The sequence below is a fragment of the Streptomyces sp. SID13666 genome, assembly GCF_010548325.1.
Classification (GTDB): Bacteria; Actinomycetota; Actinomycetes; order Streptomycetales; family Streptomycetaceae; genus Actinacidiphila; species Actinacidiphila fildesensis.
Genome location: NZ_JAAGLX010000001.1, coordinates 822,582 through 848,091, shown reverse-complemented (window position 1 = coordinate 848,091; position 25,510 = coordinate 822,582). Strand labels below are relative to the sequence as shown.

Genomic DNA, 25,510 nt, shown 5'->3' with positions numbered 1-25,510 from the left:
AGGCGGCCCGCCGGAACATTCCCCACCCCTGCCGGCCGATCGGGACGGTCAGGCACCGCGGCTCTCGATGCCTGACCGGGGCGCTACTTCAACGTCCACACCTGATTGGCCTGGGTGCCGCTGCCGTTGCAGTCCCAGATCTGCAGCAACGCGCCGTTGGCTGAACCACCGGCGTCCAGACACTTGCCGGATTGCGGGTTCGTGATCGTGCCGTTGCCGTTGGTCTGCCACTTCTGGGCGCCGGTGCCGTTGCACGACCAGAGTTGGACGCGGGCGCCGTTCGCCGTGGAACCTCCGGATACGTCGAGGCACTTGCCCGACTGCGGGTTGGTGAGGGCGCCGTTGGCCGGTGTCCACTTCTGGTTCCAGCCCGTGCCGCAGTCCCACAACTGGACGGCGGTGCCGTCAGTGGCACTCCAGTCCTTCAGGTCCAGGCAGCGGCCGCTGCCCTGTCCCACGATCGTGCCCGGTGTACCGCCGCCACCGCCTCCACCACCGCCACCCGAGCCGTTGGAGGTGTAGGAGAAGGAGTTGACGGCCAGTCCGGGGCCGCCGACCCACGGCTCGAAGCCGAACTGCACACTGGTCATGTACCACGCAGGCGACATGTAGCCGCGAGCGATCGAGTCAGTGGTGAAGTCCTTGATGCTCACCGAGATTGCGTTGGTGGGCTGCTGACGGACGTAGGACACGACGTTCCAGCCGATGCTGCCGTTGTCACCGAACCGGCCTTTCCACACGTCCCAGTTGGCGCCTTCCAACCAGACGGTCCCCACCTTGGAGCCGGCCGGCGACGGAGGACCGGAGTGGTTGGCCCAGATCATGATTTCAGCGCCGTTGTTCTGGCCCGCCGGATTGGGATTGGTGTCGAACCACAGGTCGTAGGCGGCGTCCCACTGCCCGTCGGCGGTGGAGAAGTCGACGCTGGACTGCGGGTTGGCGAACGACGACACCTGCAGCGGCAGGCCGTTGCCCGAGGAGCAATTGCCGTAGTGACAGCCGGCGTAGATCGATGGATAGGCCGCCGGCGCGCCGCTGGTGCCCACGTTGTGCCACCCCGTGGTGACCTTGAAACCGTCGTCCGAAACGTCGATGCACTGCGGGATGGAGTCACCCCACTCGTTGTTCTGGACGATGTACTTGCCGCCCGAAACCGCCATGCTGCCGGTCTTGTCGCAGATGGTGGTGTTGGCGGACGCGGACGGCGCGAAGGTCAGCGACAGTGCGCACATCAGCAGGGCGGCCAGGAGGCTCGCCACCGCCCCGGCCGCTTGGCGTGGCCCCGCGAATGATCTGGACACGGAATTCCTTTCTGTCACCGGGTACGGTCTGCTGCCGCACCCGGACGGTGGGCGGTCCGCACACCAGTTGCGGGAGCGCTCCCACACTTGCGGATGGCGCTCCCCTCACGAGGAACGGCTGAGGGGTACGACGCGCCGCCACTCGACGCGACGGCCGAGAACAGCAACCGGAATGCTCGGCACTCGGAATTGTTCAGTCCGCCAAGTGCCGCAACACATGAAGCCAGTGTTCTTTCAGGGGTGTCAAGACGCCCTACTGAGTTCACTTCTCGAAGGCGGAAAGCAAGGGCTTTCCTCCCGAGAGCCCTCGATCACATTCGGCCAACGACGTCACACGTTGAGCGGCACGCGCATCTGCTCCGCTCTCGGATTGGTGAGGGCAGGTCAGGGCGCAGTAGCGCACCCACATGTAGGCGGCGCTGACCGCGAGGGTGGTCGCGGTGGCCGGGGCGCTGTAGCGGGTGAACGTCCAGAACCTGATGGCCGGGCTCCGACAAGCAGGCCGTCACCCGCGCATCCTGACGTACATGGAGCGTTGGTCACGATTCAACCGAAACCCGCCAGAGCCGGACGGCCGTTCATATGATGTGCCTTCTCTGGCGGCTTCTGGTGGGGGTACCGATGCGCAACGCCGATCCAAACAGCGACACCAACAGCCACGGCGACATGAAGGATGGCGGTATCAAGAGCCGACGGCGCAGGGGAGCTGTCGGACGGGCGCTGGTTGCCGTGGTGGTGGCGGGGATCGCCGTGGCCTGCGGTCCGGTCCCCAACGACGCACCCGCCACTGCCCCGTCCTCGGCCACTGCTTCGGCGGTCCCGACAACCGCCTCCCCGTCGCCGACACCGTCTCTCTCGACCACCGCCGCGCCATCCCCTTCGCTCACCCCCGTCGTGAGCACCAGCCAGAAGACGCCGACCACCGCCCCGACGACCCGGCACACGGTCAAGGCCACACCGAGGCCCACAACCAAGGCCCCGCAGACAACAGAGCCCGCGCCCGCCGAGTGCGAGATCGTTTCCAACGCGGGGAATTGCTACAACGCGGGCCAGTTCTGCCGCAACGCCGACATCGGCAGCTCCACGCATGCGGGGAACGGGCGCATGATCCACTGCCGCCAGGACGGCAGCCGGGGGCGCTGGGGTTACTAGCACGTCGCCAGTGCCGCCCGGGGTGTAGGCGCGATCAGCGGCCCCGAGCAGGGCCAGGACCCCGGGCAGGCGCACCGAGCGCTCTGACCTGCGGTGACAGTGAGGACGCCAGCACAGCCGCTGCCGAGCTGAGGCACGGCGCCACCCAGTGGATTCGGCCGACTGTGAACTGTGCCGTGACCGACACACGTGGTTGCCGGTTGAGTGGGCATGAAGAAACGAATGATGCTTGCGGTTGCTTCCCTTGCCACGGGAGTGGTGGCTGCCCTGATCACCCCCAGTGCACATGCCGGTGTTGCCGATGGCACCCTGAACAACTTGCATCCGTTGACGGGCGTCGATCTGCTGAACGCATCGGTCAACAGCGAACCTCACAGCGTGGAGAACCACAACGCCAACACCCGGGCCGAGGGTCACCAGAACAGCCGCGAAGGGTAGCGGCGCTGACACCAGGAGCCACCCGACCACGAGGTGAGCGCGCACGGCTCGTTCACTCTCCGCAGACTCAAGTTCTCGCTGGTCAGCCGGCTCGATTGCGGACCCCGTCCGACAGTTGAGCCGGTGGAGCGATCGCATTCCAGAGGGGCGTGTTCCAGGGTGATGTCCGGAGATGCTGCTGCTGTTCAGGCTTCGGGGATGTTCCGGCCGAAGGTCTCCAGGGTGATGTCCTTGGGTTCGGGTCCGCCGCGTACGCCGGTGTCGAGCGCGTCGAGGGTCGCAAGCTCGTCGGGTGCGTTCGGCGGTCAGTGGCTGCGGGTGCGTTCGGCCTTGTACCGCTGGTCGGTGATGTGCTCCAGCCAGGTGGTCCCGGGGCCGTCGGCGTCGGGCGCGGTGCCGTCGCGGATGCCGATCAGCGCGGTCGGCTGCGCCTTGACGAACGCCACGGGGTGCTCCTCGCTCTCAGACGGAGGGCACGTGTGACTGCGGCAGGCTCAGCGCTCCATCATGCGCATCTGGGCCGCGTTGTGGGTGTCGCCGGCCGCTGGGGGCAGGCTGGTCAGCCTGGCGAGCTGCTCCTCGGTCAGCCGGACTGCGTCGGCTGCGGCGTTCTCCTCCAGCCGGGCCACGCGCCGGGTTCCGGGGATGGGGGCGATGTTCTCGCCCTGGGCCAGCAGCCAGGCCAGGGCGACCTGGGCAGGGGTTGCCCCTGTCTGGGCGGCGACGGCGGCGACCTCGTCGGCCAGGCGCAGGTTGTGCTGGAAGTTCTCGCCGCTGAACCGCGGGTTGTCGGCGCGGAAGTCGGTGGGATCGAACTGCTCGGTGGAGCGGATCGTGCCGGTCAGGAACCCGCGTCCCAGGGGCGAGAACGGGACGAAGCCGATGCCCAGTTCGCGCAGCACCGGCAGCACCCGGGCCTCGGGATCACGGGTGAACAGCGAGTACTCGGATTGGACCGCGGTCACCGGATGCACCGCATGCGCGCGGCGGATGGTGTCGGGCCCGGCCTCGGACAGGCCGATGTGCCCGATCTTGCCCTCCGCGACCAGCTCGGCCAGCGCGCCGACGGTCTCCTCGATCGACGTGCCGGGGTCCACCCGGTGTTGGTAGTACAGGTCGATGTGGTCGGTGCCCAGGCGCTTGAGCGAGCCCTCCACCGCGGTGCGAATGCTGTCCGGGCCGCTGTCCGCGCCCTGCCGACCGGTGTAAGAGATCAGTCCGAATTTCGTGGCCAGCACCACCTGGTCCCGGCGCCCCTTGAGAGCGCGGCCGACCAGTTCCTCGTTGGTGTAGGGACCGTACACCTCGGCAGTGTCGATGAAGGTGACACCCAGCTCCAGGGCACGGTGGATGGTACGGATCGACTGCTCATCGTCGGTTCCGGCACCGGTGTAACCGTGGGACATCCCCATCGCACCGAGTCCGATCCGGGCGACGTCCAGGTCTCCGAGGCTGACGTGCTGCATCGTTGCTCTCCTGTTCAGGTGGCGGGCTGCTGTAGTGCGGATGGTCATTCCCCGACAGGGAAGTCGGTGGCAGCAGCAAGGTCGCGTCCACGGCCTGGCCGCCGACGATCTGCTTCTGCACCGCCAGGCCCTGCGCCATCCGGGTGACGGGAGTGGTGGTGGACCGGCCTTCCAGTGGATACGTGGCCGGGCAATAGCCGCTCGTGGGTGGCGGCGGCCTGGTCGTTGGATCCGGGGGCGGTCACGGGCGGATCGCCACCTTGAGGCTGGTGCGATCGTTCATCGCCTGGTAGCCCTCGGCGATGTCTTCCAGGGGCAGGGTGCGGTCGAAGACGCGTCCGGGGTGGATCGAGCCGTCCAGGATGTGCGGCATCAGTTCGTCGATGGAGGCGCGGGCGGGGGCGACGCCGAAGGCGACGCCTCGCTCCACCCCGCCGACCTGGATGCGGCCCTGGCGGCGGGACTGCACACCCCGGTACCAGGGCCCCGCGGTGCCCTTGACCGAGCGCACATACAGGTGATCGCCCGCGCGGACCACCCACATCGTCACCGGTGCCCGCAGCGAGCCGTCCGCCCGCCGCGACGACAGGTCCAGTTCCTCGGCCGCACCGGCCCTCTTCAGGTCAGAACCGTCCCAGTCCGCCATGCTCGCTCCTCTCGGGTCCGTCAGCGAGACCGTGCCCAGAGGGGCGGCCCCGGTTCACCGTCACCTGAGCGCGGCTGGTCCGCCAGCCGTGCGCGATGCGCTGCCGGGAGCCGGCCGCCGTGTGGCGACGGTCATCGCTGCGCACCTTCGAGCCTGCCCCAGCGCCGCCCTGCCAGGCTGACCGGGATCTGCCAGGGAACGGCGAGCGGGGGCATGACAGGGCCCCCCTGGACCCGCGTGTCGCGGTGGCGGCCGAGGGAAAATGGGGCCATGGCACCCGAGCAGCACAGCAGCGGCGAGGAACTGGGGCGCTTCCTGCGCGCCCGCCGCACCCAGACCAGCCCCCAGTCCGCCGGCCTGACCCCCGGACCCGGCGTACGCCGCACCCCCGGGCTGCGACGCGAGGAACTGGCCACGCTCGCCGGAGTCAGCATCGACTACTACACCCGCCTGGAACGCGGCAAGGAAACCCGCCCCAGCCCCGCCGTCGTCGACGCCCTCGCCCGCGCACTCCAACTCGACGACGCCGAACACCAGCACCTACGCGACCTGGCCGTGCGCGCCGCACGCTACGGCGGACAGCCCGCCGCCGCACCCAGCCGCACCGTGCGCCCCCACCTGAGACTGCTGCTCGAAGCCGTCCGCCCGAATCCCGCCTACGTCGTCAGCCGCAGCATGGACCTCCTCGCCCACAACCCCGGCGGCCTTGCCCTGTACGCCGGGATGGAGGACTGGCCCGCCACCCAGCGCAACCTCGCCCGCTACCTGTTCCTGCACCCCGCCGCCCACCAGGTCTTCCCCAACTGGGACAACCAGATCCGCGGCTGCGTCGCCCGCCTACGCGCCCTCGCCGGCACCGACCCCGATGCCCCCGACCTCACCCACCTCGTCGGCGAACTACTCCTCAAGAGCCCCGACTTCGCCGGACTATGGGAACGCTACGAGGTCACCGGCCGCAAGAACACCACCAAGACGTTCCGACACCCCACCGTAGGCACCCTCACCCTCGCCTTCCAGGGCATGGCCCTCGAAGGCACCCCCGGCCACCGCCTCGGCGTTTACACCGCCGAACCCGGCACCCCCGACCACGACGCCGTCCTCCTGCTCGACATGACCGCCCCACAAGGCGCCGCCCAGCACCAAGCCCACACAGGAGACCAAACCAGCTGAGCATGTCGCCCGCAGACAACTCGGGGCGCGCGTGCGGGGCGCCGTTCCTCCTCGCGCATCACAAAGGTCGGTGACCGTGGGTGCCCGCCTGGCGACCAGGGGTACGGGCCCGATAGCGCGACGACGGACGTGTTGAGGCGTAGAGTGAATCGTGGAGGCGTGGGAACGGCGATCCAGGTGATGCCGCAGTCACACCTCGTTGTCTGTCGTGCCCGCCAGGCCGGGCCACGTCCAGAAATCCTCACTCCGGAGATTTCACGGACCCTGCGACTACGGCGCACCCGGCCAAGCGAACGCGAAGCTCCGTCGGAAGCGTGGGGCCAGCGGGCCGCTGTCATCTGCGGCCACCAGCTGCGGAGTCGGCCGGTTCCGCGAAGCGGTTGAGTCAGGTTCCTGAGGAATTCGGCGAGTCGGCGAATTGGTAGGCGAATCGAGGCGGCCCATGCACGCGGTGACGGTGATACCCGGAAAGAGCGGATCGGTGGAGCTGTCGGACATCGCGGAGCCGGGGGCCGAGCTGGGGTCGGTCGTGGTGGAGTCGCTCGCGGTCGGGGTGTGCGGCACGGACGCCGAGATCGCGCGGGGCGAGTACGGGTTCGCCCCGCCGGGCAAGGACCGGCTGATCCTGGGGCACGAGTCACTGGGCCGCGTGGCCCACGCCGCAGCGGGTGGCCCGACTGTGGGTGACCTCGTGGTGGGCATCGTGCGACGGCCGGATCCGCTGCCGTGCCCGAACTGCGCGGTCGGTGAGTGGGACATGTGCTCCAACGGCCTGTACACCGAGCATGGAATCAAGGAGCGTGACGGTTTCATGGCCGAACGCTGGCGCAGCGATCCCGACTACCTGGTCAAGGTGGACCCGGAGCTGGGCGTGCTGGGGGTTCTGCTGGAGCCGGCCTCGGTGGTGGCCAAAGCGTGGGAGCACATCTACGCCATCGGCCACCGGACGTTCTGGGACCCGCGCACCGTGCTGGTGGTGGGGGCCGGCCCGATCGGGCTGCTGGCTGCCCTGCTGGCTCGGCAGCGGGGGCTCGAGGTTCACGTGATGGACCGGGTCACGGGTGGCCCCAAACCCGTGCTCGTCGAGGCACTCGGGGCTCGCTATCACAACGGGGCGGTGGCGGACCTGGGGCTGAGCCCGGACATCGTCGTGGAGTGCACCGGGGTGCCCGCGCTGATCCGGCAGTCCGCCGAGGCGGTGGCGCCCGGCGGCATCGTGTGCCTGACCGGCGTCGGGTCGCTGACCGACCGCTCCGCCGGCGGCATCGAGAGCGGGCTCGCCACCACCGCCGTCCTGCGCAACCTCGCGCTCTTCGGCTCCGTCAACGCCAACCGCCGCCACTACTACCTGGCCGCCAGAGCACTCAGCCGGGCGGACCGGGGCTGGCTTGAGGGTCTGGTGACACGGCGCTTCGCTCCGCACGACATCGTCCGAGCACTGCAACGGGACCCGGACGACATCAAGGTGATCCTCGACTTCACCGCTTGACCATCGCTCTCCCCGTGAATCCACTCCCCCGAGAAATGTCCTTCCGCCGGACCATCGCGCAAAGGAATCGACATGACCGAGACAGGCTTCCCCCCGATCTCCGACTACGCGTTCCTCAGCGACTGCCACTCGGTGGCTCTGGTCGGCCGCGACGCGTCCGTGGAGTGGGCGTGCTTCCACCGCTTCGACCAGCGCTCGGTCTTCGCCCGGATCCTGGACCGCGAACGAGGCGGCTACTTTCGCATCGCCCCGGTCGCGGAGTACACCACCACCCGGCGCTACCTGCCGGACACCAACGTCCTGGAAACCCGCTTCGAGACCGCCACCGGCGCTGTGACGGTCACCGACTGTCTGCCGGTACGCGAGGACCTCACCCGCCCGGGCCGCGTCGAGCGCCGACCCCCGGACGGGCTGCTCCTGCGCACCGTGCGCGGCGAGACAGGCACCGTGGAACTGCTGCTGGAGTTCGCCCCCAGATTCGAGTACGGGCTCACCACTCCCTTCATCGAACTCCCGGGCGAGGACCTGGCCGTGGTCACCGGTGGCCCCGACTCCCTGCTCCTGCAGAGCGAACTGGGGGCGCTGTCCACCGACGGGACCGGCATGTGCACGTCCCGTGCGAACGTGGCCCAGGGGCAGGTGGCCTACGTCGCCCTCACCTACGCGGCGGCCGGGACGCTGACCGTCCGCAGGCTCTCCCCCACGGACCTGAGCGGCCGATTGGCGGAGACCGTCGCCTTCTGGACCAACTGGGCCGCCCGGTGCACCTACCAAGGCCCGCACCGCGACGCCGTGGTGCGCAGCGCCCTGGTCCTCAAGGGGCTCATCTACGACGAGACCGGTGCCCTCGCCGCGGCGCCCACCACCTCGCTGCCCGAGGAGATCGGCGGCGAGCGCAACTGGGACTACCGCTACACCTGGCTGCGTGACTCGGCAGCGATGCTCGCGGCTCTTGGCGCCATCGGTTACTTGGAAGAGGCCCAGCACTTCGCGGACTGGCTGCTGCGCACCACCGCCGGCCGGGCCGAGGACCTGCAGATCATGTACGGCATCGGCGGGGAGCGGCTGCTCCATGAGGTCGACCTCGACCATCTGAACGGCTACCGCGGGTCGCGCCCGGTACGGGTGGGGAACGGCGCCTGGGACCAGTTCCAGCTCGACACCTACGGCGAACTGCTGGCTGCGGCCTTCCTCGTCCTGAAGCTGCGCGGTGCTCACACGCTGACGCCGCGCAGTGCCGCCTTCCTGTGCGACGTGGTGGAACTGAACATCAAGCGTTGGCAGGAGGTCGACGACGGGATCTGGGAGATCCGCGGAGGACGGCGGCACTTCGTCTTCTCCAAGTTGATGGCCTGGCTCGCCGTGGACTGCGGTCTCCACATCCTGGACCTGAACCCTGCACTGACCCAGGACCCTGGGGTGCGCGAGCGCTGGGAGGACGCGCGCCAGGAGATGCGCACCGCCCTGGAGACCCGAGGGGTGGACCCGAAGACCGGTGCCTTCCTGCAGGCATTCGAACACGATGAGCTCGACGCCTCTGCCCTCCAGGTGGGCCTGCGGGGCTTCCTACCGCCCGACGACCCCCGGATCCTGGCGACGATCGACCGCATCGAAGCCGAACTGACGCGCAACGGCCACGTCTACCGCTACCTCGGCGAGGACGGCTTGGAGGGCGAGGAGGGCACCTTCGTCTTCTGCACACTGTGGATGGCCTCCGCCCTTGCCCGTGCCGGCCGCACCGACGCCGCCGAGACGTATCTGACCCGTGTCCTGGACTGCGCCAACGACCTGGGACTGCTGGCCGAGGAAATCGACCCCGGCACGGGAGAACAACTCGGCAACTTCCCCCAGGGCTTCAGCCATCTCGGCGTCATCGGAGCAGCGCTGAACCTGGCTTACGCCCAACCCGGCGCCGACGCCCCCTGGGTCGACCGGTGGAAAGACCTGCAGGAGTGATGACCCGCACTTCGTGTGGACTCGGGTCAGCGTGTCAGGTCGAAGATGGCCTTGCCTGCCAGCGAGACGCCGAGGAACAAGCAGATCGCGACAATGGCCGGGTCCTGGTGTGCTGCCAGCCAGGAGCGCAGGCCCGTCAGCGTTTGCTGGGCCCTCGTTGGTGTGAAGACCATCAGGAGTTCCAGCGTCAGAAGACTGGCGGTGGCGAGGACGCAGAAGGCCAGCAGGACGATGGAGGACGCGCCGTGAGCGAGGTCCGCCTCGACGACCGTGGAGGCCGCGGCGGCGACCATCCCCCAGGGCTGCAGCAGTACAGCGAGCCCGGCGGCCGACCACACGGACGTCTGGTGCGCTCGGGATGCCGGCGCGGCCTCGTCCGAGGCGGACCGAGCCGTCTCCTGGGAAGTGGCGGAGCGGCGGCTGCGGCGTCGGCGTTCGCCGTACAGGACCAGGGAGACGCCGATGGCCAGCTTGGCGGCCAGTGCGGCTGTGGAGGGCGGGCTCCTGGGCGCGGGCGGCTCCCCGCCGGTCAGGAGCAGCACCGCAGCGATCACGGCCACCAGGCACGCCAACCAGGCCAGGATGAACGCCAGCCCCTTCCAGACGCCGCCGGGTGAGGAGAGCACCAGCACGAAGGCCATGATCGGCAGGGGGTAGAGCGTGATGGCCAGACCGATCAGGATCAGGTCGAGCACCATCGGCACACCCTTCTCACTACCCTTGTGCCCATATTTACGCCTCGTCCGGCCGCGCACCACTCCTGCGGCGGTCCCGCCTGTCGCTCGACCGGCTGGGGGCCGAGAATGCAGATTGTGGCCAACCTCAGCGCAGTCCGCGGCAGTCTCCGGCCCGGCCCCACCTGGTCAGCAGGTGGGTTCGGACAGCGGGAACGGCGACGGAGCCTGGCACAGGCCCTGTGCGTCACGCTCGGGCTGGGAACGGGACTGTCCCTCCCCCACGTCCCGCTTCACCCGATGATCGGTGCCGATCGCACGGCAAATCTGCTGTTCACCCTGGGCTTCGGAGTCATCGGCCTGGTCAGCATCATCTTCTCGCTGCTGTTCCTGGTCGTTCAGTGGGCCGCGACGACCTTCACCCCGCGGCTGGGACTGTTCCGCGACGACCCACTCGTGTGGCGCACGTTCGCCTTCTCCCTCGGGGTCTTCGTCTTCTGCATCGCCGCAGCGCTGACCATCGTCAGCCGAACGGAAGTCTCCATGGCGGTCCCGGTGATCGCGATGATCCTGGCACTGGTCACGCTGGCATTCATGTACACGCTGCAGAGCCGTGCCTTCTCGTCGATCCAGCTCGGCCCCTGCCTGCATGCGATCAGCAGCCGGACACGACATGTCGTCGACACCGTCTACGACCGGCCTCTGGGTGACACGGACGCGGCCAGGTCCAGCCGGCCGGCCGAGGCCGACGGGGCTCCTGTCCCCTGGCCCGGCCATGGGGCAGTGCTGTGCGGGATCGACGTTCCCACGTTGGTGGAGGTGGCTCGCGCGCACGACTGTCTGATCGTGCTGTGCCAGGCTCCTGGGCAACTCCTGGTCAGGAATCGTCCCGTGGCGCGTGTCCACGCAGGCAATGCAGGCAACGCAGGCACGCTTCCATCCGATGTACTTCTGGCAGCCCTGGCACCAGGAGTGGAACGCACCTTCGACCAGGACCCCGAAATCGGCATTCGGCTGCTGGCGGACATCGCCCTACGTGGTCTGTCCCCGGCGATCAACGACCCGGCAACCGCCGTGCAGGCCTTGGACCACATCGAAGACCTCTTGCTTCTGCTGGCCGACCGGGAGCTCGACGTCGGCCACATCCGCGACGCCGAGGGTACGTTGCGGCTCATCGTGCCGGTCCCGGACTGGGACCGATACGTCCGCACCGCTCTCGACGACGTGATCAACAGTGCGCAGACCGTCCCCCTGGCCCTCCACCGGATCCGGCTGCTGCTGCAGCACGTCCTGGACGCCGGCCCCGAAACACGCCGCCCGCAGCTCCGGGAACGACTCACCCTGGTGGAGCAACTGCTGGCGCGCAGCTCCCCTGCCACTTCGGCACCGGCCCCGGCAGTCGACACCGACAAGAAGTGACGAATCTTGAGCATCAGCCTGTTCCTGGGCTCACTTGCCGGCTGCCTCCCCGGTGCGATTGCCGCTGCCAGGAGTCGACCGCGACCGGGGGGCGGCCAGGGCGACGAGGTGCCGCCAGTTCAGACGCGGGTTGGCCGTCGGCGCCCCGGGACGGCCCCTGGGCACCCGCACCCGCAGTACGCCCGCGTTGATGCTGCAGGTGACCGGGGTCGACAGGTTCAGGGCTTCGCCGTCGACCGCAACGGGAATGGTCTCCGCAGCCGCGTGGACCGTGACCTGGTGTGCCGTCAGTACGTGCAGCCCGGTTGCCTGGCCTCCGCGCACAGCCAGCTCCGCCGCTTGGACCGGCCCGTCCACCCGGATGCCGAGCACGCCCAGGGTGCCCCTGTCGAGCCGTGGTCTGCGGCCGGCGGTGAGCGGGTCGACTGCGGCGTACGGGTTGTTGCTCACGAGCAGCGCCTGCTGGGATTCCAGCCGGGTGCCGTCCACGTCGACGTCGAGCCGTTCGCCCTGATCGCCGAGCAGCAGATCGGGCAGGGCGTTCAGGGCGGTGCCGGCTTTGGCGGCGCGGTAATCCGGGCTCTGGACGATCTGCGCGTAGGCCCCGAACGAGACGGTGTTGACGAAGGTGCGGTCCGCCACGATGCCGAGGTCGACCCTCAGCTCCTCGCCGTCGGTGAGCGCGTCCAGACAGCGAGTGGGATCGCCACGGTCCAGACCCAGGTCCATGGCGAAGTGGTTGCGGGTCCCGGCGCTGATCACCAGGAAGGGGAGATCGTGTGCCGCCGCGACGGCCGCGACCAGGGCCTGGGTGCCGTCACCACCCGCAACGCCGAGCAGATCAGCCCCTTCGGCCACCGCCCGGCGCGCCAAGGCGGCCACGTCGGTGCTCACGGCGGTGTCCAGCAGGAGCACCCGCGCGCCCAACCGCTGAGCCTCCTCCACCAACCCGAAACGCCCCACCTTGCCGCCCCCGGACATCGGATTCATGATCAGCACCGGCCGCACCGGCGCCGGACGGGCGATCGCCGCCATGCCCCGCTCAGGCCGCGCCCGGCGCAGAGCCGCCCGCCCGCAGGTCAACGCGGCGCCACCGAGCAACAGCGACTCCAGCGCCACCACCCAGAGTCCCGTCCGGGCATAGAACACCAGCACCGCCGCCGGAGCCGCGACAGCGAGAAGTGCACCCGCCCAGCGCACCACCCCCCGATGCGCCAGCGCCCACCACACCCCCGCCGCCGCCACCACCAGGCCCGCCAACCCGATCACGAGGATCAGCGGACCGCCCTCCCCTGTGAACGCGAGCAGGATCGCCACCGCTGCCAGGGCACACAGGAGCGAAAGCCGAGCCAGCGGCCGGGCACCTGCCATCTCCATGAAGGTGCCCTTTCACCCGAACAGCCGAACTGCACTTCGCTGCCACTTCCCGCATCCGAACACAACGACAACCGCTCCGCATCCGGAGGCCCCGTCCCGGCGCCGACGACCGTTCGGCTTGGTACCCCGTCCCGGTCGGCTCCCCCAAGGGTGCCCGGAGGGGTCTGTCCGGGTCGCGGGCGTCGAACCGACGGATTCTACTGAACGTCGGCAGGTCGCGCGGGTCGCGATGCTGCCCCTCGGCCCGCCGACCCAGCCATGCGGTTCGAGTCACTGCTGAGACGTCGCACGCCACGGCACCGCCTTCCTTGAGGAGACGCCCACATGACGGAGCCTGCCGTCCCTTCCCGGAACGGTGCACCGTCCACGGCGTCCGCCGCGGATCGCGGCCGGGAGCGCGGCCCACTCACGCCCGAGGGCGTCCTGCAGTGGCTGCTGGAGGGGAACAGGCGCTGGGTCAGCGGGCAGCTCGCCCATCCGCGCGGGACCGTCGCGCGTCGTGAGGCCCTGGCGGCTGGGCAGGACCCCATGGCGACCGTCTTCTCGTGCATCGATTCGCGCGTGCCCCCGGAGATCGTCTTCGACTGCGGTATCGGAGATCTCTTCGTGGTGCGTACCGCGGCCCACACCAACGACGGCCTGGTGCAGGGGGCGGTGGAGTACGGAGTGGACGAGGCGTTGACGCCGCTGCTCGTCGTGATGGGACACCAACGCTGCGGCGCGGTCGGCTTCGCGGTGGAGACACTCAACGCCGGCCGGGAGGCACCCGCGCACCTCGAGGACGTCGTCGAGGCCCTGCGACCGGCCTACGACGCGGCCAAGCCTCTTCCGGGCGACCAAGTGGACAACACCGTCCGGGCGCAGATCCGCCTGACCGTGGAGCAGTTGCACCATGACTCGATGCTCGAACCCCTCGAAGCCCAGGGACGGGCCCGCGTCATCGGCGCCTACTATTCCCTGGATTCGGGAGCTGTGGAATTCCACCAAGGGTGAACCCTGGGTGGACTTCCACCAAGGGTGAGCCGTGCAGGGTGTGCATTGCCATGAACGACGTGGCTCAGTGGTCCGCACCCTTGGTCCGACGATGAGAGACCTGTTCCCGTGCCGTGCGCCAACGCGACCGTGTCTGCTCGACCAGGCTGTCCCACTGCTGGCGGACCTCATGGTCCGAGGGGCGATGGCCCTGACGGATCCGGCCGAGTTCGTCCCGCACCTCTCGTCCCAGGGCAGCCGATGCGACGAGGACGAGCATGGCTGCGAAGAGAGCCGAGATCATCGCGAAGACGGCACCGACCGCCCCGTAGCGTGAGGCGGAGGAGTTGAAGAGACGCGGCAGGTAGAGGGTTGCGCCCACCGAGTAGGCCGCGGTCAGCGCGGCTGCAGTGACACCGAAAGGGATCAGCTCGGGCCAGGGGATCCGCTTGGCCGACAGGATCCACCCGCTCCAGACCAGGAACACGCCGGTGACCGCTGCCTCACAGGCCGCGGTCACCAAACCCAGCTGGCCCCCGCCAAGAGCTGCGGCGAGCCATCCGGTGAGCACCGCGTAGACGCCAAGAGTGAGGATCCACCACAGGCCGTTTCGGGTGTTGCGCACGCTGAGCGGCTTGAGTTCCCATGTCTGTTCGAAGAGCCGCTGCGAGGCCCGCGCGAAGCTCAGCACCGAGATCGTCAGGAACACCACCCCGAAGACGCCCACACTTGCGGTTGTGCTCTCGGCAGGGGAAAGCAGGGAGTTGACTGCCTCGGCGCCCGCCCCGGAGAGGCTGTAGCGCTTGATGATCCGGTCCGCGGAGTCGTAGTGGACGACGTCGCTCAGGGCGGCGCTGCCGAGGATCGCGAGCGGAACCAGTGCGGTGAGAGCACTGGACGCCAGGGCCATCGAGCGGTCGAACCCGACGATCCTCTGGAATCGGTTGATGACTCGCAACGCGAAGACGGGACGCAGCCAGAATGTCAGCGTTCTGACCAGCCGTTCGCGATTGATCCTTGACGTCCTGCCCTCCGTGAAGATCGAAACCGGTACGGCGGCCGAGCCTAACGGACCGTCATGAGGTCGACGACGGGCGACACGGATGCTTCCCCGAGCTGTGCCTGTTCGGCTCGGCTCTTGTTCTCATCGCCTCAGGGCAGTCGGGTGCGGTGCAGGGTGACGAGCAGGCGCCACACCTGGTGGGTGATCTGGTCGGGAGTAGCTTCGATGAGCCCGTGCAGCCAGTCGGCGAGCACGCCGGCGAAGGTCGCGGCCACGGCCGAGGCGATCAGGTCGGGCTGTGGTGCTCCGGCCAGGGTGCGCTCGGTGTGGCTGCGGGCGCGCAGATCCTCGTGGAGTACGTGACCGAGGGGACCGCCGCCGCCGGGGCGCAGCAGGCTCCGGTAGAGGCCGGCGTGCGGGACGAGACCGGTGAAGAAGACGGCCAGCGCGGGTGGCGGGCTTGCGGGATCGGGGGCGCCGCGCCAGGCGTGGAGGGCGTCCACCGCGTCGCGGACCACGTCGGCGCAGGCGTCGACTGCCAGCGCCTCCAGGTCGCCGTAATGGAGGTAGAACGTGGCGCGGCCGACCCCGGCCCGGCGCACCAGCGCGGCGACGCTGACGTCCGCCAGCGGGCGCTGCGCGCACTCGTCGAGCAGGGCCTGGCGCAGCCTGGCCCGGGTACGCGCGGCCCGGGGGTCTGCCTGGGGAGCTGTCACCGGGCCGCCAGGACGGCGGCGAGGGCCAGCGCGCCGGGCAGCGCCTGGGCGATCAGGATGCGCCGGTTCGCGGTGATGCCGCCGTACACACCGGCGACCAGCACGCAGACCAGGAAGAAGACCTGAACCCTGAATCCGGTCGGGTCACCGGCGATCAGGCCCCAGATCAGCCCGGCTGCCAGAAACCCGTTGTAGAGGCCCTGATTCGCGGCCAGCGGCGCGGTGGCACGGGCCATGTCGGCATCGAAACCGGAGAGCTTGCGGCCCGGCCCCTTCTCCCACAGGAACATCTCCAGAACCAGGATGTACGCGTGCAAGGCGGCTACCAGGCCGACCAGGACATTCGCCGTCGTTTCCATCGTCATTCCCGTCTACTGCAAGCTTCATGGACATGTGTCCATGATACATGGACAGCCGTCCAGAACATCCGCTCGCTGTACCCGGGCCCAGAACGGCCTTCGAGCGCGGACCACTGAGACCGTGTCCCATGCGGTGAGGCGGCATCCGGCCACGGAACCTCCGCAAAAAAACCTGTTGGCGGACCACAGCGACCACTGCTACTTTTCCGGAGGCCGTGCGAGAGAACGAGGAGGTGGTACCCGTGAACGCAATATCGACATGGGTGCTCCCCTCCGGGGTCACGGTCGGGCGATAGGTCGTCCGGGAGCGCCGTTTTCTGAGCCCTCCCGAAAGGCACGACCATGCACTTCACTTCTGAACAGCGTCTCGACGACGGTGTCCTCGAGCGCGAATTCACTCTCGGCGAGATCCCCGGCATCCTCTGGACGCCCGCATCCACATCCGCACCGGCGCCGCTGATCCTGCTCGGCCACCCCACACTCGGACTGCGCAGGATGTACCCCCGACTGGTGGCGCGGGCCCAGCAGGCCGCGGCGGACGGCTTCGCCACGGCCACCATCGAGCTCCCCGGAAGCGGCGACCGGCCCCGTTGGCCCGCCGCCGAGCAGGCCCGCGCCGACCTGCGCCGGGCCATGGAGGCCGGCGAGTCGGTCAGCGACGAGATCATCGACGCCCTCGTCCTCCCGCTGGTCGACCAGGCGGTCCCGGAATGGCAGGCCGCCCTGGACGCCCTCCTGTCGCTGCCGGAGATCGGCGGCCCGGTCGGGTATTCGGGGGGAGTGATCTCCATCGGAGTCCGGCTGGCGGTGGTCGAGCCGCGCATCTCGGCCGCCGTTCTTTTCGCGGGGAGTTTCGTGCCTCGCGCCATTCTCGAGGAGGCCCGACAGGTCACCATTCCGCTGCACGTTCTGCTGCAGTGGGACGACGAAGGCAACGACCGGCAGACGGCCCTGGACCTGTTCGACGCCTTCGGCTCCAAGGAGAAGACGCTGCACGCCAATATGGGCGGGCACACCGGAGTCCCCCAGTTCGCGGGGGACGCCGCAGCCCAGTTCTTCACCCGTCACCTGCGCTAGCCACCGACCACCCCCTCCGTCAAGCCAGCAGCACACGTAGGGGGCGTCGGCCAGGATGCCGCTCATCGAGGACAGGCCCCGGCCCTCCCCGATGAGCGGTGGCCGGCAGATGCACAACCGCCCCGATCGCGGCGGTACCGGCCATCGGCGGTACCGGCCGGTCGGGGCGGCGCTCGGCACCCCGCGGGAATCGCCGCCGGTGGAGGCGCGGCTGACGGCGACGGTGTGATCGAATCTGAGGTATGACGCAGGACCTCCACCACCACGGTCTTGCCGCCGCCCCTGATCCGCTCGTCGGACACCCCGTCACCCGGCTCCGGGATGGCTCGCCGCATTCCACGCGGCTCCTCGGTCGCATCCCCCGTCGGCAGGCGCCGTCATGCGCTGGACCCGTGGTGACTCGGCGCGGCTGGCTCAGCGCAACAGCCGTGCGCTCTTTCGGCGGTGGCGGCGTCTGACCGTGGGGTCATCGGCCAGATCGGCGACGACAGCGGCGGCACGTTCGGCGTCGTGGCCGGCCAGTTCTCGGACCGCCGCCAGGCGCCAGGCGCTCTTGAGAGTTCTGTCGCAAGCGAGAAAAGCCAGCGTTTCCACGGCGCGTGATGGTTCGTGGCGTGCCAGGCCCAGGGCCGACCACAGGCGTGTCCTGCTGGGCAGGTCGATGTCCCTGGCCAGGCACGCGAGCAGGTCGGGGCCGCGTTCGTCGTCGACGATGGCGAGCATCATGGCCGAGCGCACCCGGACGCTGGGCGACGTGCTCGCGCTGTCGGCCAGACTGCCGAGCATGTCCGCACTCCGTTCGTGGCCGATCCCGGCCAGCACGGAGACCGCCAGGGCACGATCCGGCCCCAGGAGCTTTTTGTCGCAGGCGAGGTTGTGGAGCAACTCCACGCCTTGCTCGTCTCCGTGCTCGACCAGGAAGCCGGCGGCCTCCACTCGCGCGTCGTCACGGACCCGGGCGTCGGTGGCCAGGCGGTGCAGCAGGAGCAGACCGCGTCGGTCTCCGGCACCCGCCAGCCTGACCGCGGCCTGCACTCTCCAGGTGCCGGTGGCCAGGTAGGGAACCTCGGCCAGCTCGGCCAGGATGTCCGCCGCGTGCTCGGCACCGAGCCATGCAAGTGCCTCGGCGGCGATAACCCGGTGATTCCTCTGGGCCTTGGAGAGATAGGCCTCCGCCAAACCAGGGTCCGTTTCCGGGTGCATGCGGTCAGGATGCGCCCTGAGATCCGCACAGCGTCTGTCGTCGTCCGTAATGCGGGCGAGGAAGGTGAGTGACGTCATCGTGGCCCGGGTGACGGCCTTGGGCAGGCCTGTTCCCAGATGTTTCTGTTCGGCCAGGAAGCGGCAGCCGTCCAGGTTGCGCTTACCGGAGAGCCGCATCAGCTTCTGCTCCACCTGGGAGGTCAGGGCCGGGCCTCTCGCCTCGTCCAAGAGCCTGTCCAGCAGGAAGCCGGTGTACGACGCCTCTTGCTTGCGCGGAGGAGTCCAAAAGCGTTGCCCGTAGCCGAAGAAGGTGACGTCCGGCACCGGCTTCCAGGGCCAGTGCCGAGCCCACCGGTCGTCCAAGAGGCGGGCGGTCGTCACCGCACACGCCTCCGGCGTCCGGGTGGCGTGGCGGGCAGCGCAATATTCGAGGAAGGTCTGCTGGAGGAACTCGAGCTCTCCGGCGCGCTGGGTGAGCATGCCGCTGCGGAGCACCGTCTCCTTGCGCGTCATGCCTTCCGGCCATGGACCGGGCCAGGAGGACAGCAATTCGATCAGGGATGCGTCTGTGTCCTCTTCGTTCGTGTCCGCTTCGTTCGTGTCCTCTTCGTCCACGTCCTGATCGTCCTTGGGGGCCAGACGACGGGCCGCGATGTGTCCTGCGATGTCGAGGGCGAGTTTTCCAACGTCCGGGGAGCCGGAGGCGTCCTGCGCTCGTCGCTCCTGCTGCAGGACAAGAAGGCGTGCGTACTCGTCGTAGATCCGGCCCCGGGTGTCGGGCATGATGCGGTTGTGGGCGTAGAGCTGGCACAGCAGTCCGGCGATGAGCGGGGTACGGGCCAGCTCGGTCAACTGCTCCCTGGCGGAGAGTTCGGTGATGAAACGCTGTGCGAGCTCGGCGGGATCGGCAACTCGCTCGGGCAGGGCCGTGAACCAGCGGTGGGCCACCTGCGGCAGCTCCTCGCGGCGGAACGGCAGCAGGTCGTACCGCAAGGCCTAGGGGCCCGAGCCGCTCCAGTTCACCCGGTGGCAGCGGACGTGTGGCCACGATGAACCGGTAGACATCCGCGTCGGGCCCCTGGGCGTGAACGGCGAGGTGGCGCAGCAGCTTTTGGCGGGTTTCGGCACGGGGGATCTCGTCGAGGCCGTCGACCAGCACCAGCCAGGGAACACCGTCCTCGGGCGGCGAGGCGAAGAGTCCGGGAAGCTCCCGCCCGTACTCGCAGGACACCGCCCAGGTCAGGGCGTCCGGCAGACTGCCGCCGCGCAGGGCTTTCTCCCTGGTGATCAGCGCCTGTGCCGGGACGAGCACCGGCACAGATCCAGCAGGACCCTCCCCCCGCAGACAGCGTTCGACGCCCTCGGCAAGCCAGGTCCGCAGCAGGCTTGACTTGCCCGCGCCGGGTCCTGCCATGACGACACAGGTCCGTGCGCCGGCGAGGATCTCGTCCGCCGGCACGGCCGCAGCACTGGACACCAGTGGCGGGCGGTCAGCGTTGTTCCCGTCCGATTCCTCGTCCAGGCAGCGGATCTGCTGGCGCAGATACACCGCACTGAGGGCCGGTAAGCCGTCATCGATGACGCCGGCATAGGGCTGGGCGTCGAGGGTCGGCTCAACCGACCTGAGATACGCGTCCAGTTGCCCGCGACGCCGTTCCCCACTCTGCGGGTCCGGGCCCTCGACCTGCGCGTCCGTTCTCAGCCTGCCACCTGGGGCGTCTGCCTCCACGGCCGGCGAAGAACTCTGCGCTGTCTCGGCCTGCTTCCGTAGCTTCAACAGCGGCTCCACAGCGGTTCCGAGCGCTACCGCGAGCGCCGCCACAGTGTCCTCCGTGGGCACCTTCGGCCCGTTCAGCGCCTCGTAGACGGTGGTGCGCGACAACTCCGCTGCGCGCGGTAACCCGGTGCTCTTCGACAACGGAGGTCGCTTTGCCCGTCGCAAGTTCCGCAGCTGTTCCTTCAACTCGGCCAGGGCATCTGCCGGGCCTTCCTGCTCTCCCACGTCGCGGTCCCCCTCCAGGACGGCGTCGTCCCGTTGGTTCAGATGCGTTCATCTTGGTTCAGCCGAACATCGCCGTTCAGCGCTTCAGCCAATTTCCTTCCGTCACCCGCCATCTCGGAAGAGAAGAACCCATGGCCGCTTCGTCAACGCATCCCATGCTCCTGACCCTCGGTCCACTGATCGGCGGACTGACATAAGCATCGGTCGAGCACGTGTACGCAGATCACAGCCCCGGAAAACGGTTCGACGGTTTCGCGGAGTCCTGGCACAGTGGCGCACCATGACGGACGTCGAGCTCTTGACCGCCGCTGACATACCACTCATGCAGGGTCTGGCACAGCGCGTCACCGCCATCCGCCCGGACCTGATCAGTGCCGACGCTTCGTACGGGGAGCTGGCCTGGGTCTGGGGCAAGGGGTGCACCCACTACGGGGCGAACTGGCCGCGTCGGCTGTGGTTCTCCGGTACCGAACTGGTGGCGTGGGGCTGGGCCTTCCTTCCGCACCAGGTGAGGCGCACTGACGGGTCGGTCACGGATGTCACCGGCGCCATTCTGAGTTATCAGGTCCATCCTGACCACATCGAACTGGTCGACGAAGTGATCGAGTGGTACGACGGTGTGGCGGCCGGCCTCGAGCGCACGGTGTTGCCGACGGCCGCCGAGGAGTTCGCCCTGAAGCGATGGGCGGCGCACGGCTATGGGACCGACGTGGAGGCGCTCGGTGACACCGGCGACTGGACCCAGCTCAATGAGCGGGACCTCACCGATGTGGAGCGGCCGGTGCTGCCGGCCGGATTCCGGTTCCGCACCGCCGACGAGGCGGGAGCGGAGGCCGCGGTCCGGGCCCATGTGGACGCCTGGGCTCCCTCGGCGTACACGACCCGAAGTTACGAGGATGTCCGGCAGACGGCGGCCTATCGCGGTGACCTTCACGTTCTGGTGGAGGCGCCGGACGGAACCATGGTGTCTTCGACGATCATGTGGCTCGACACGGCGAACAAGACTGTCGAGTTCGAGCCGGTCGGAACACATCCGGACTACCGGCGGCTCGGGCTGGCAAGGGCGATGATGCTGCACGGGATGCATCTGGCGCGGGCGGCCGGGGCCACTCATGCGACGGTCGTCTGCCTGGGGGCGCCGGGACATCCCCGGGCGCGCGGGCTGTACTACGGCCTCGGGTTCCGGGAGCTCTCGCGGGACGCGCCGCTCATCAAGACCAAGACCAAGACCACGACCGCGGGCTGAGGACCGGCCGTTCGGGCAGTCGCGGGTCCAGCCGGCGCACTCGCCGTCTACGTGATCAGTGGAGATGCTGCTCCCAGTCCGCCGGGACCTTGTCCTGGGGGCCCGGAGTGGACTGCGAAGCCGGGTGCGCGGTGGGCGGGGCCAGCTCCGGCCCTTCGTAGTACTGATCGGTCTCGATGTTCCAGAACCAGTCCTCCCCCGGTTCGAAGCTGGTCAGCAGCGGGTGTCCGGCCTCGCGCGCGTGTTTCGTGCCGTGCTGCCCGGGCGAGGAGTCGCAGCATCCGATGTGCCCGCAGGCGGCGCAGCGCCGCAGGTGGAACCACCACCCGTCCACCGCCAAGCACTCCACGCACCCGGTTCCGCTGGGCGTTGCGGTCGGATCGAGGCCTGGGATCTGCTGGTCTGCCATGAGGGGTACCTCTCTCGTGAGGCGCCGTGCGGGGGTCAGGCGCCGGTGTCGATGCGTGCCAGGATGCCCTTCAGCAGACCCGTTGCCTGCCCGACCTCGATGAGGTAGCCGTCCGGGTCGCGCATGTAGCAGCGCAGCTCGGCGCGCCGGTCGATGGGCGGGGTGAGGAACTCGGCTCCCTTGGCGCGAGCCGCCGCGTAGAACCCGTGGATGTCCGCCACTCGTACGTTCAGGAAGCTGGAGACCGTATGGGGGTCCTGCGGTGTGCGCAGGATGACGTCGGGTTTGTCCTCGGTGGGTCCGCCGCCGGGGTTCATGATGATCCAGCTGTTGGCGACCTTGATGATGCAGGGGTTCTCATCCAGCACCACCCTTCCCCCCAGTACGCCGGCGTAGAACGCCCGCGAGCGAGGGACGTCGCCGACCGTGAGGAAGTGCGTGAGCAGCAGGCCCTCGGCCGGTGCGGGAAGGTCCTCGGCCGGTGCGCCTTCGGAGCTGAAATCGGACATGTGCCGAGCGTATGGCGCGGGCGGCCGCCCGGCATTCCCACCCGGCAGAACCGGTCAACCGTCGCGGCCCGCGGCCAGGCCCTTGCCGCCGCCATGCACTGGCCGGCGTTCCGCGACGGTGTCCCCCAGATGGCCGTTCCTTCACCTCGCGCGTGCCGCCCGTGGACCACGGTAAGCACACGGGTGGCTGCACGGCAGGCGGTATCTCGTGATCACTCTGCCGGCTCTACGGCACCGGCCAAGCGACGGCGGTCTCGACGGGCTGGTCGTAGTCGATGCCTTCGAGACCCCATCCGTACAGCTCGCGCAGTTGGCTCATGAACCAGTCGGCGCCGGCCGTTGAGCGGTGGATCCCGGCTTGCGGGTCGGCCCACAGTTCCCGGATACGGTCCTGCACCTGCGGATCGAGCTCCCAGCCGTCGAGGCGGATGCGGCCCTGGTCGTCCGCGGTCAGTGGGGTGGTGCCGGTGAGCTGGTCCCAGAGGTCTTCTGCCTGCTGGGCGGTGGTGCGGAAGCCGTCGCCGAGAACGGCGCGGAGGAAGGAGGTGTACAGGGCGATGGAGGGGATGGCGCTGGAGGCCTGGGTGACGGCGGCGCCCGCAACGACGGTGACCGCGCGTTGCGTGCCCGCAAGGACGGTGTCGTTCAGTTGCCCGGCGGTGCGCTCCAGGTGCTCCTTCGCGGCGCCGATGGTGCCCTGACGGTAGATCGGGGCGGTCAGTTCGGAGCCGATGTAGGTGAGCGCGGCAGTGGTGAAGCCGTCGGCGAGCAGGGAGCGGTCGGCGAGGGCTCCCACCCACAGCTGCCAGTCGGCCCCGCCCATGACCTGCTCGGTGGCCTGCTTCTCGTCGTCAGTGGCGGGCTCCAGGCGGATGCTGGTGACCTGGGGGGTGTGCTCGGAGAAGTCCAACGCGGGGGCCTGGTAGGGCTCTCCGAGCGGTTTGATGACCGAGTGGTGGACGGTGCCCGTGACCGGGTCGGTGCGGCGGGGCGCGGCGAGGCTGTAGATCAGGTAGTCGACCTTCCCGAACCGCTTCGCCACCAGGTCCAGTACCTGATCCTTGCCCTCCTGGGAGAAAGCGTCCGCGTTGACGAAGACGAAGTCGCGGCCCGCCTCGCCGGCGAGGCGGGCCGCGGCCGCGGTGCGGTACCAGCCCGCGGTGGCGGTACGCCGCTCCGTCTCGGCTCCTTCGTAGGCGACTCCAACGCCCCGGATGCCGTGCTGCCGCAGCCCGGTGAGCAAGGTGGCCAGACCGTAGCCCGCGCTGTGGCCCAGGAGCAGCACCACCGGGCTGCCGGTGTTGCCGCGCGCCGGGATCTGCTCCCACATTCGGGTGACCGTCTCGGCGGAGCCGGCCGGGTGGGAATTGACGATCAGAAAGCCGCGCTGCTTCAGGTCGATGTGCCGGAGGCTCAAGGGTGGGTATCCGTTCCGCTGGTCGGGTGAGCGATCATGGAAGTGGACGATCAGCTCAGCCAGGGCTGAGCTGATCTGATCTGATCTGGGCTGTCGATTCCAGAATTCCGCTCCAAATGTCCGTCTTCGGGCAGCGTAGCGGCGTCCTGCGTGGTGATTCCTGCGAGCGCGGTACGGAGAATCCGCTCGCGGGTTGTCGATTCCGGCCTTGACGGCGCTCCTCGATCGGCAGCCGTAAGGTCGCCGTATCCCTGCCGCATCCCCGGCAGACGTCCCGTGCGACCACGACGGGGAACGGCAGGCGGGCTTCCGAGTCGCGCCCCGCGCCTGGCGCGACGGCGAAGACGCCTCCGGCCTCCCACACCCGGGTCTGCCCTGGGCAGGCTGCACCGTCCTGGCCACCGACGCCGACACCCTCCACGCCTTGCGAGCCGAAGCCGTCGCCAAGGGAGACGAGTTGCTGATCATCGACATGCCGGAATCGCGCAGACCTGCGCGTCTACGGCGAACACCTCGACCAGCTCGCCGACATCAAGACCGAGGACCTGACCTACTGCGCCATCAGCCTCATCGGTCCTCGCAACAAGATCGACGGACTGGTCCGGAAGCTTCGTCTGCTCCCCTGACCGACACCTCGCGCGGCGGGCCGGACGTCGAAGATCAGCGGGTTCGACGCACTTCCGGGTGCAGGTCCAGGTCCACGTCCGGTTCCACGTCCGGCTCCAGGGAGGCGAAGAGGAAGGTGCGGTGCGGATCCCAGTCCGTGCTGAGCCTGAGCCTGCTCCTCAGTTGGGCCCAGCCGAGCGGGGCGGCGGCGATGACCCACGCGTCCGGGCTCGGCGCCGTCAGCCGTACGGCCGACCGCAACCAGGAGGCCGCCTGCTCCGGCCAGTCCACGACCGCGACGACCGTTCCCCCGCCGGCCTGCCACGCGGCGGTGAAGGCTTCGGCCGCCGCCCGTGAAGCCGCGTCGCGGCTGTGCCCGACCGCGACGGTCGAGGCGCCGACGGCAGGCGCCGTCAGCAGAGCCAGCAGCGAACGGAGTTCAGCCTCGGCGTGCGGAGCGGGCGGTGGCATCCCGGCGTACTGGGCGGCCTGCGCCGCCGGCATCAGCGGGGAGCGGGAGAGATCCCGCGACTGCCGTCCGGTCATGTCGTGCCCTCCTTATCCCATCGTGCTCGGCACGCTGGGCTCTCCTGCTGGGATTTCCAGCGCCGGTACTCCCTCGGCAGGCAGACGGCGCACGGACGGTAGCCCGCGGCCACCGCCGTAGGCGCGTCGCGGAAGAAGACCCGGTCACGTACGTAACCGCCCTGGGCAATGACCCGCAGAGCCGACGGACAGTCGAGCCGCCCGTACAACCGGCCCCGCCGGTGTCCGCCGAGGGTGCCCGGCACCGTATCGCGGAACGTCCGTCCGCACGGGCCGACGAGGGTGTAGCGGGCGACACCGGCGCCCACCGCCGGGTCCGGGTCCGGGTCAGGCAGCTCCGAGGCGGGCTGGTGCATG

24 protein-coding genes and 3 pseudogenes are annotated in these 25,510 nt (G+C 69.2%); 11 read left to right on the top strand and 16 right to left on the bottom strand.

What is annotated here, in order from left to right:
* Positions 1 to 83: 83 nt before the first annotated feature.
* The gene (locus G3I60_RS04060) at positions 84 to 1,301 is read right to left on the bottom strand and encodes an RICIN domain-containing protein (protein WP_203671962.1); all 1,218 of its coding nucleotides are present in this window, start codon (positions 1,299 to 1,301) and stop codon (positions 84 to 86) included.
* Positions 1,302 to 2,195: 894 nt separating this feature from the next.
* On the opposite strand from G3I60_RS04060, the gene G3I60_RS04055 reads away from it, so the two are divergent.
* Together G3I60_RS04055 and G3I60_RS04050 are read left to right on the top strand one after the other, a co-directional pair.
* Positions 2,196 to 2,453 (top strand): hypothetical protein, encoded by a 258-nt coding sequence (locus tag G3I60_RS04055; RefSeq protein WP_138351711.1) that lies wholly within the window; start codon positions 2,196 to 2,198, stop codon positions 2,451 to 2,453.
* A gap of 210 nt (positions 2,454 to 2,663) precedes the next feature.
* The gene (locus G3I60_RS04050; RefSeq protein ID WP_164292080.1) at positions 2,664 to 2,891 is read left to right on the top strand and encodes a hypothetical protein; all 228 of its coding nucleotides are present in this window, start codon (positions 2,664 to 2,666) and stop codon (positions 2,889 to 2,891) included.
* Positions 2,892 to 3,196: 305 nt separating this feature from the next.
* Here the strand turns inward: G3I60_RS04050 and G3I60_RS04040 are convergent, their stop codons facing one another.
* The 4 genes and pseudogenes from G3I60_RS04040 to G3I60_RS45035 all read right to left on the bottom strand — a co-directional run.
* A complete protein-coding gene (locus tag G3I60_RS04040; protein ID WP_164292189.1) occupies positions 3,197 to 3,337 on the bottom strand; it encodes a hypothetical protein in 141 nt (46 codons plus the stop codon).
* A 48-nt stretch (positions 3,338 to 3,385) separates the two neighbouring features.
* The gene (locus G3I60_RS04035; protein WP_164292190.1) at positions 3,386 to 4,357 is read right to left on the bottom strand and encodes an aldo/keto reductase; all 972 of its coding nucleotides are present in this window, start codon (positions 4,355 to 4,357) and stop codon (positions 3,386 to 3,388) included.
* 241 nt (positions 4,358 to 4,598) lie between these two features.
* Positions 4,599 to 4,766, bottom strand: a pseudogene (locus G3I60_RS45040) (IMP dehydrogenase); the annotation flags it as partial.
* A gap of 3 nt (positions 4,767 to 4,769) precedes the next feature.
* Positions 4,770 to 5,003: pseudogene (locus G3I60_RS45035) on the bottom strand (DUF2255 family protein); the annotation flags it as partial.
* A 270-nt stretch (positions 5,004 to 5,273) separates the two neighbouring features.
* Here G3I60_RS45035 and G3I60_RS04025 point away from each other — a divergent pair.
* The 3 genes from G3I60_RS04025 to G3I60_RS04015 all read left to right on the top strand — a co-directional run bounded on the left by G3I60_RS04025 (position 5,274) and on the right by G3I60_RS04015 (position 9,618).
* Complete coding sequence (locus G3I60_RS04025) at positions 5,274 to 6,173, top strand: helix-turn-helix transcriptional regulator (protein WP_138351719.1); 900 nt, start codon at positions 5,274 to 5,276, stop codon at positions 6,171 to 6,173.
* Positions 6,174 to 6,615: 442 nt separating this feature from the next.
* Entirely contained in the window at positions 6,616 to 7,662 is a 1,047-nt protein-coding gene (locus tag G3I60_RS04020) for a glucose 1-dehydrogenase (protein WP_164292193.1), read from the top strand.
* A 72-nt stretch (positions 7,663 to 7,734) separates the two neighbouring features.
* Positions 7,735 to 9,618, top strand: coding sequence for a glycoside hydrolase family 15 protein (locus G3I60_RS04015; RefSeq protein ID WP_164292194.1), 1,884 nt, complete (start codon positions 7,735 to 7,737; stop codon positions 9,616 to 9,618).
* 26 nt (positions 9,619 to 9,644) lie between these two features.
* Here G3I60_RS04015 and G3I60_RS04010 read toward each other — a convergent pair whose 3' ends face one another.
* Positions 9,645 to 10,316, bottom strand: coding sequence for a GAP family protein (locus G3I60_RS04010; protein ID WP_164292195.1), 672 nt, complete (start codon positions 10,314 to 10,316; stop codon positions 9,645 to 9,647).
* Between the two features lie 105 nt (positions 10,317 to 10,421).
* On the opposite strand from G3I60_RS04010, the gene G3I60_RS04005 reads away from it, so the two are divergent.
* Positions 10,422 to 11,711, top strand: a complete 1,290-nt coding sequence (locus tag G3I60_RS04005; protein WP_164292196.1) for a DUF2254 family protein — start codon at positions 10,422 to 10,424, stop codon at positions 11,709 to 11,711.
* A 30-nt stretch (positions 11,712 to 11,741) separates the two neighbouring features.
* On the opposite strand, the gene G3I60_RS04000 is transcribed toward G3I60_RS04005, so the two are convergent.
* Positions 11,742 to 13,082, bottom strand: a complete 1,341-nt coding sequence (locus G3I60_RS04000; RefSeq protein WP_164292831.1) for a diacylglycerol kinase family protein — start codon at positions 13,080 to 13,082, stop codon at positions 11,742 to 11,744.
* 330 nt (positions 13,083 to 13,412) lie between these two features.
* Here G3I60_RS04000 and G3I60_RS03995 point away from each other — a divergent pair, with 330 nt between their 5' ends.
* Positions 13,413 to 14,081, top strand: a complete 669-nt coding sequence (locus tag G3I60_RS03995) for a carbonic anhydrase (RefSeq protein ID WP_164292197.1) — start codon at positions 13,413 to 13,415, stop codon at positions 14,079 to 14,081.
* A 64-nt stretch (positions 14,082 to 14,145) separates the two neighbouring features.
* Here the strand turns inward: G3I60_RS03995 and G3I60_RS03990 are convergent, their stop codons facing one another.
* The 3 genes from G3I60_RS03990 to G3I60_RS03980 all read right to left on the bottom strand — a co-directional run bounded on the left by G3I60_RS03990 (position 14,146) and on the right by G3I60_RS03980 (position 16,138).
* A complete protein-coding gene (locus tag G3I60_RS03990) occupies positions 14,146 to 15,018 on the bottom strand; it encodes a YihY/virulence factor BrkB family protein (RefSeq protein WP_239069464.1) in 873 nt (290 codons plus the stop codon).
* A 194-nt stretch (positions 15,019 to 15,212) separates the two neighbouring features.
* Complete coding sequence (locus tag G3I60_RS03985; RefSeq protein ID WP_164606494.1) at positions 15,213 to 15,779, bottom strand: TetR/AcrR family transcriptional regulator; 567 nt, start codon at positions 15,777 to 15,779, stop codon at positions 15,213 to 15,215.
* Entirely contained in the window at positions 15,776 to 16,138 is a 363-nt protein-coding gene (locus G3I60_RS03980; RefSeq protein ID WP_164292833.1) for a DUF1304 domain-containing protein, read from the bottom strand. Before G3I60_RS03980 ends, G3I60_RS03985 begins: the two co-directional genes overlap by 4 nt.
* Before the next feature lie 342 nt (positions 16,139 to 16,480).
* Between G3I60_RS03980 and G3I60_RS03975 the strand changes: the two genes are divergently transcribed.
* Complete coding sequence (locus G3I60_RS03975) at positions 16,481 to 17,215, top strand: dienelactone hydrolase family protein (RefSeq protein ID WP_164292199.1); 735 nt, start codon at positions 16,481 to 16,483, stop codon at positions 17,213 to 17,215.
* 414 nt (positions 17,216 to 17,629) lie between these two features.
* Here the strand turns inward: G3I60_RS03975 and G3I60_RS03970 are convergent, their stop codons facing one another.
* The gene (locus G3I60_RS03970; protein ID WP_164606492.1) at positions 17,630 to 19,411 is read right to left on the bottom strand and encodes an NACHT domain-containing NTPase; all 1,782 of its coding nucleotides are present in this window, start codon (positions 19,409 to 19,411) and stop codon (positions 17,630 to 17,632) included.
* 1,289 nt (positions 19,412 to 20,700) lie between these two features.
* On the opposite strand from G3I60_RS03970, the gene G3I60_RS03965 reads away from it, so the two are divergent.
* Positions 20,701 to 21,666, top strand: coding sequence for a GNAT family N-acetyltransferase (locus G3I60_RS03965; protein WP_164292202.1), 966 nt, complete (start codon positions 20,701 to 20,703; stop codon positions 21,664 to 21,666).
* 55 nt (positions 21,667 to 21,721) lie between these two features.
* On the opposite strand, the gene G3I60_RS03960 is transcribed toward G3I60_RS03965, so the two are convergent.
* From G3I60_RS03960 to G3I60_RS03950, 3 genes are all read right to left on the bottom strand, one after another.
* Entirely contained in the window at positions 21,722 to 22,075 is a 354-nt protein-coding gene (locus G3I60_RS03960; protein WP_164292203.1) for a UBP-type zinc finger domain-containing protein, read from the bottom strand.
* Between the two features lie 35 nt (positions 22,076 to 22,110).
* Positions 22,111 to 22,584 carry a VOC family protein gene (locus tag G3I60_RS03955; RefSeq protein ID WP_164292204.1) on the bottom strand — a complete coding sequence of 158 codons (474 nt, stop codon included), beginning with the start codon at positions 22,582 to 22,584 and terminating at the stop codon, positions 22,111 to 22,113.
* A 226-nt stretch (positions 22,585 to 22,810) separates the two neighbouring features.
* Positions 22,811 to 24,001: an enoyl-[acyl-carrier-protein] reductase FabV gene (locus G3I60_RS03950; RefSeq protein ID WP_164292205.1), complete on the bottom strand. Its 1,191-nt coding sequence runs from the start codon at positions 23,999 to 24,001 to the stop codon at positions 22,811 to 22,813.
* A 247-nt stretch (positions 24,002 to 24,248) separates the two neighbouring features.
* Here G3I60_RS03950 and G3I60_RS47025 point away from each other — a divergent pair.
* Both G3I60_RS47025 and G3I60_RS47020 read left to right on the top strand, forming a co-directional pair.
* Positions 24,249 to 24,473 (top strand): annotated as a pseudogene (locus G3I60_RS47025) (DUF2000 family protein); the annotation flags it as partial.
* Between the two features lie 19 nt (positions 24,474 to 24,492).
* Positions 24,493 to 24,627, top strand: coding sequence for a DUF2000 family protein (locus tag G3I60_RS47020; RefSeq protein ID WP_164292834.1), 135 nt, complete (start codon positions 24,493 to 24,495; stop codon positions 24,625 to 24,627).
* Between the two features lie 34 nt (positions 24,628 to 24,661).
* Here the strand turns inward: G3I60_RS47020 and G3I60_RS03935 are convergent, their stop codons facing one another.
* Together G3I60_RS03935 and G3I60_RS03930 are read right to left on the bottom strand one after the other, a co-directional pair.
* Positions 24,662 to 25,153, bottom strand: a complete 492-nt coding sequence (locus tag G3I60_RS03935; RefSeq protein WP_203671960.1) for a hypothetical protein — start codon at positions 25,151 to 25,153, stop codon at positions 24,662 to 24,664.
* Positions 25,150 to 25,509, bottom strand: coding sequence for an Ada metal-binding domain-containing protein (locus G3I60_RS03930; RefSeq protein WP_164606490.1), 360 nt, complete (start codon positions 25,507 to 25,509; stop codon positions 25,150 to 25,152). The genes G3I60_RS03935 and G3I60_RS03930 overlap by 4 nt, the downstream gene beginning before the upstream one ends.
* Position 25,510: the final 1 nt, after the last annotated feature.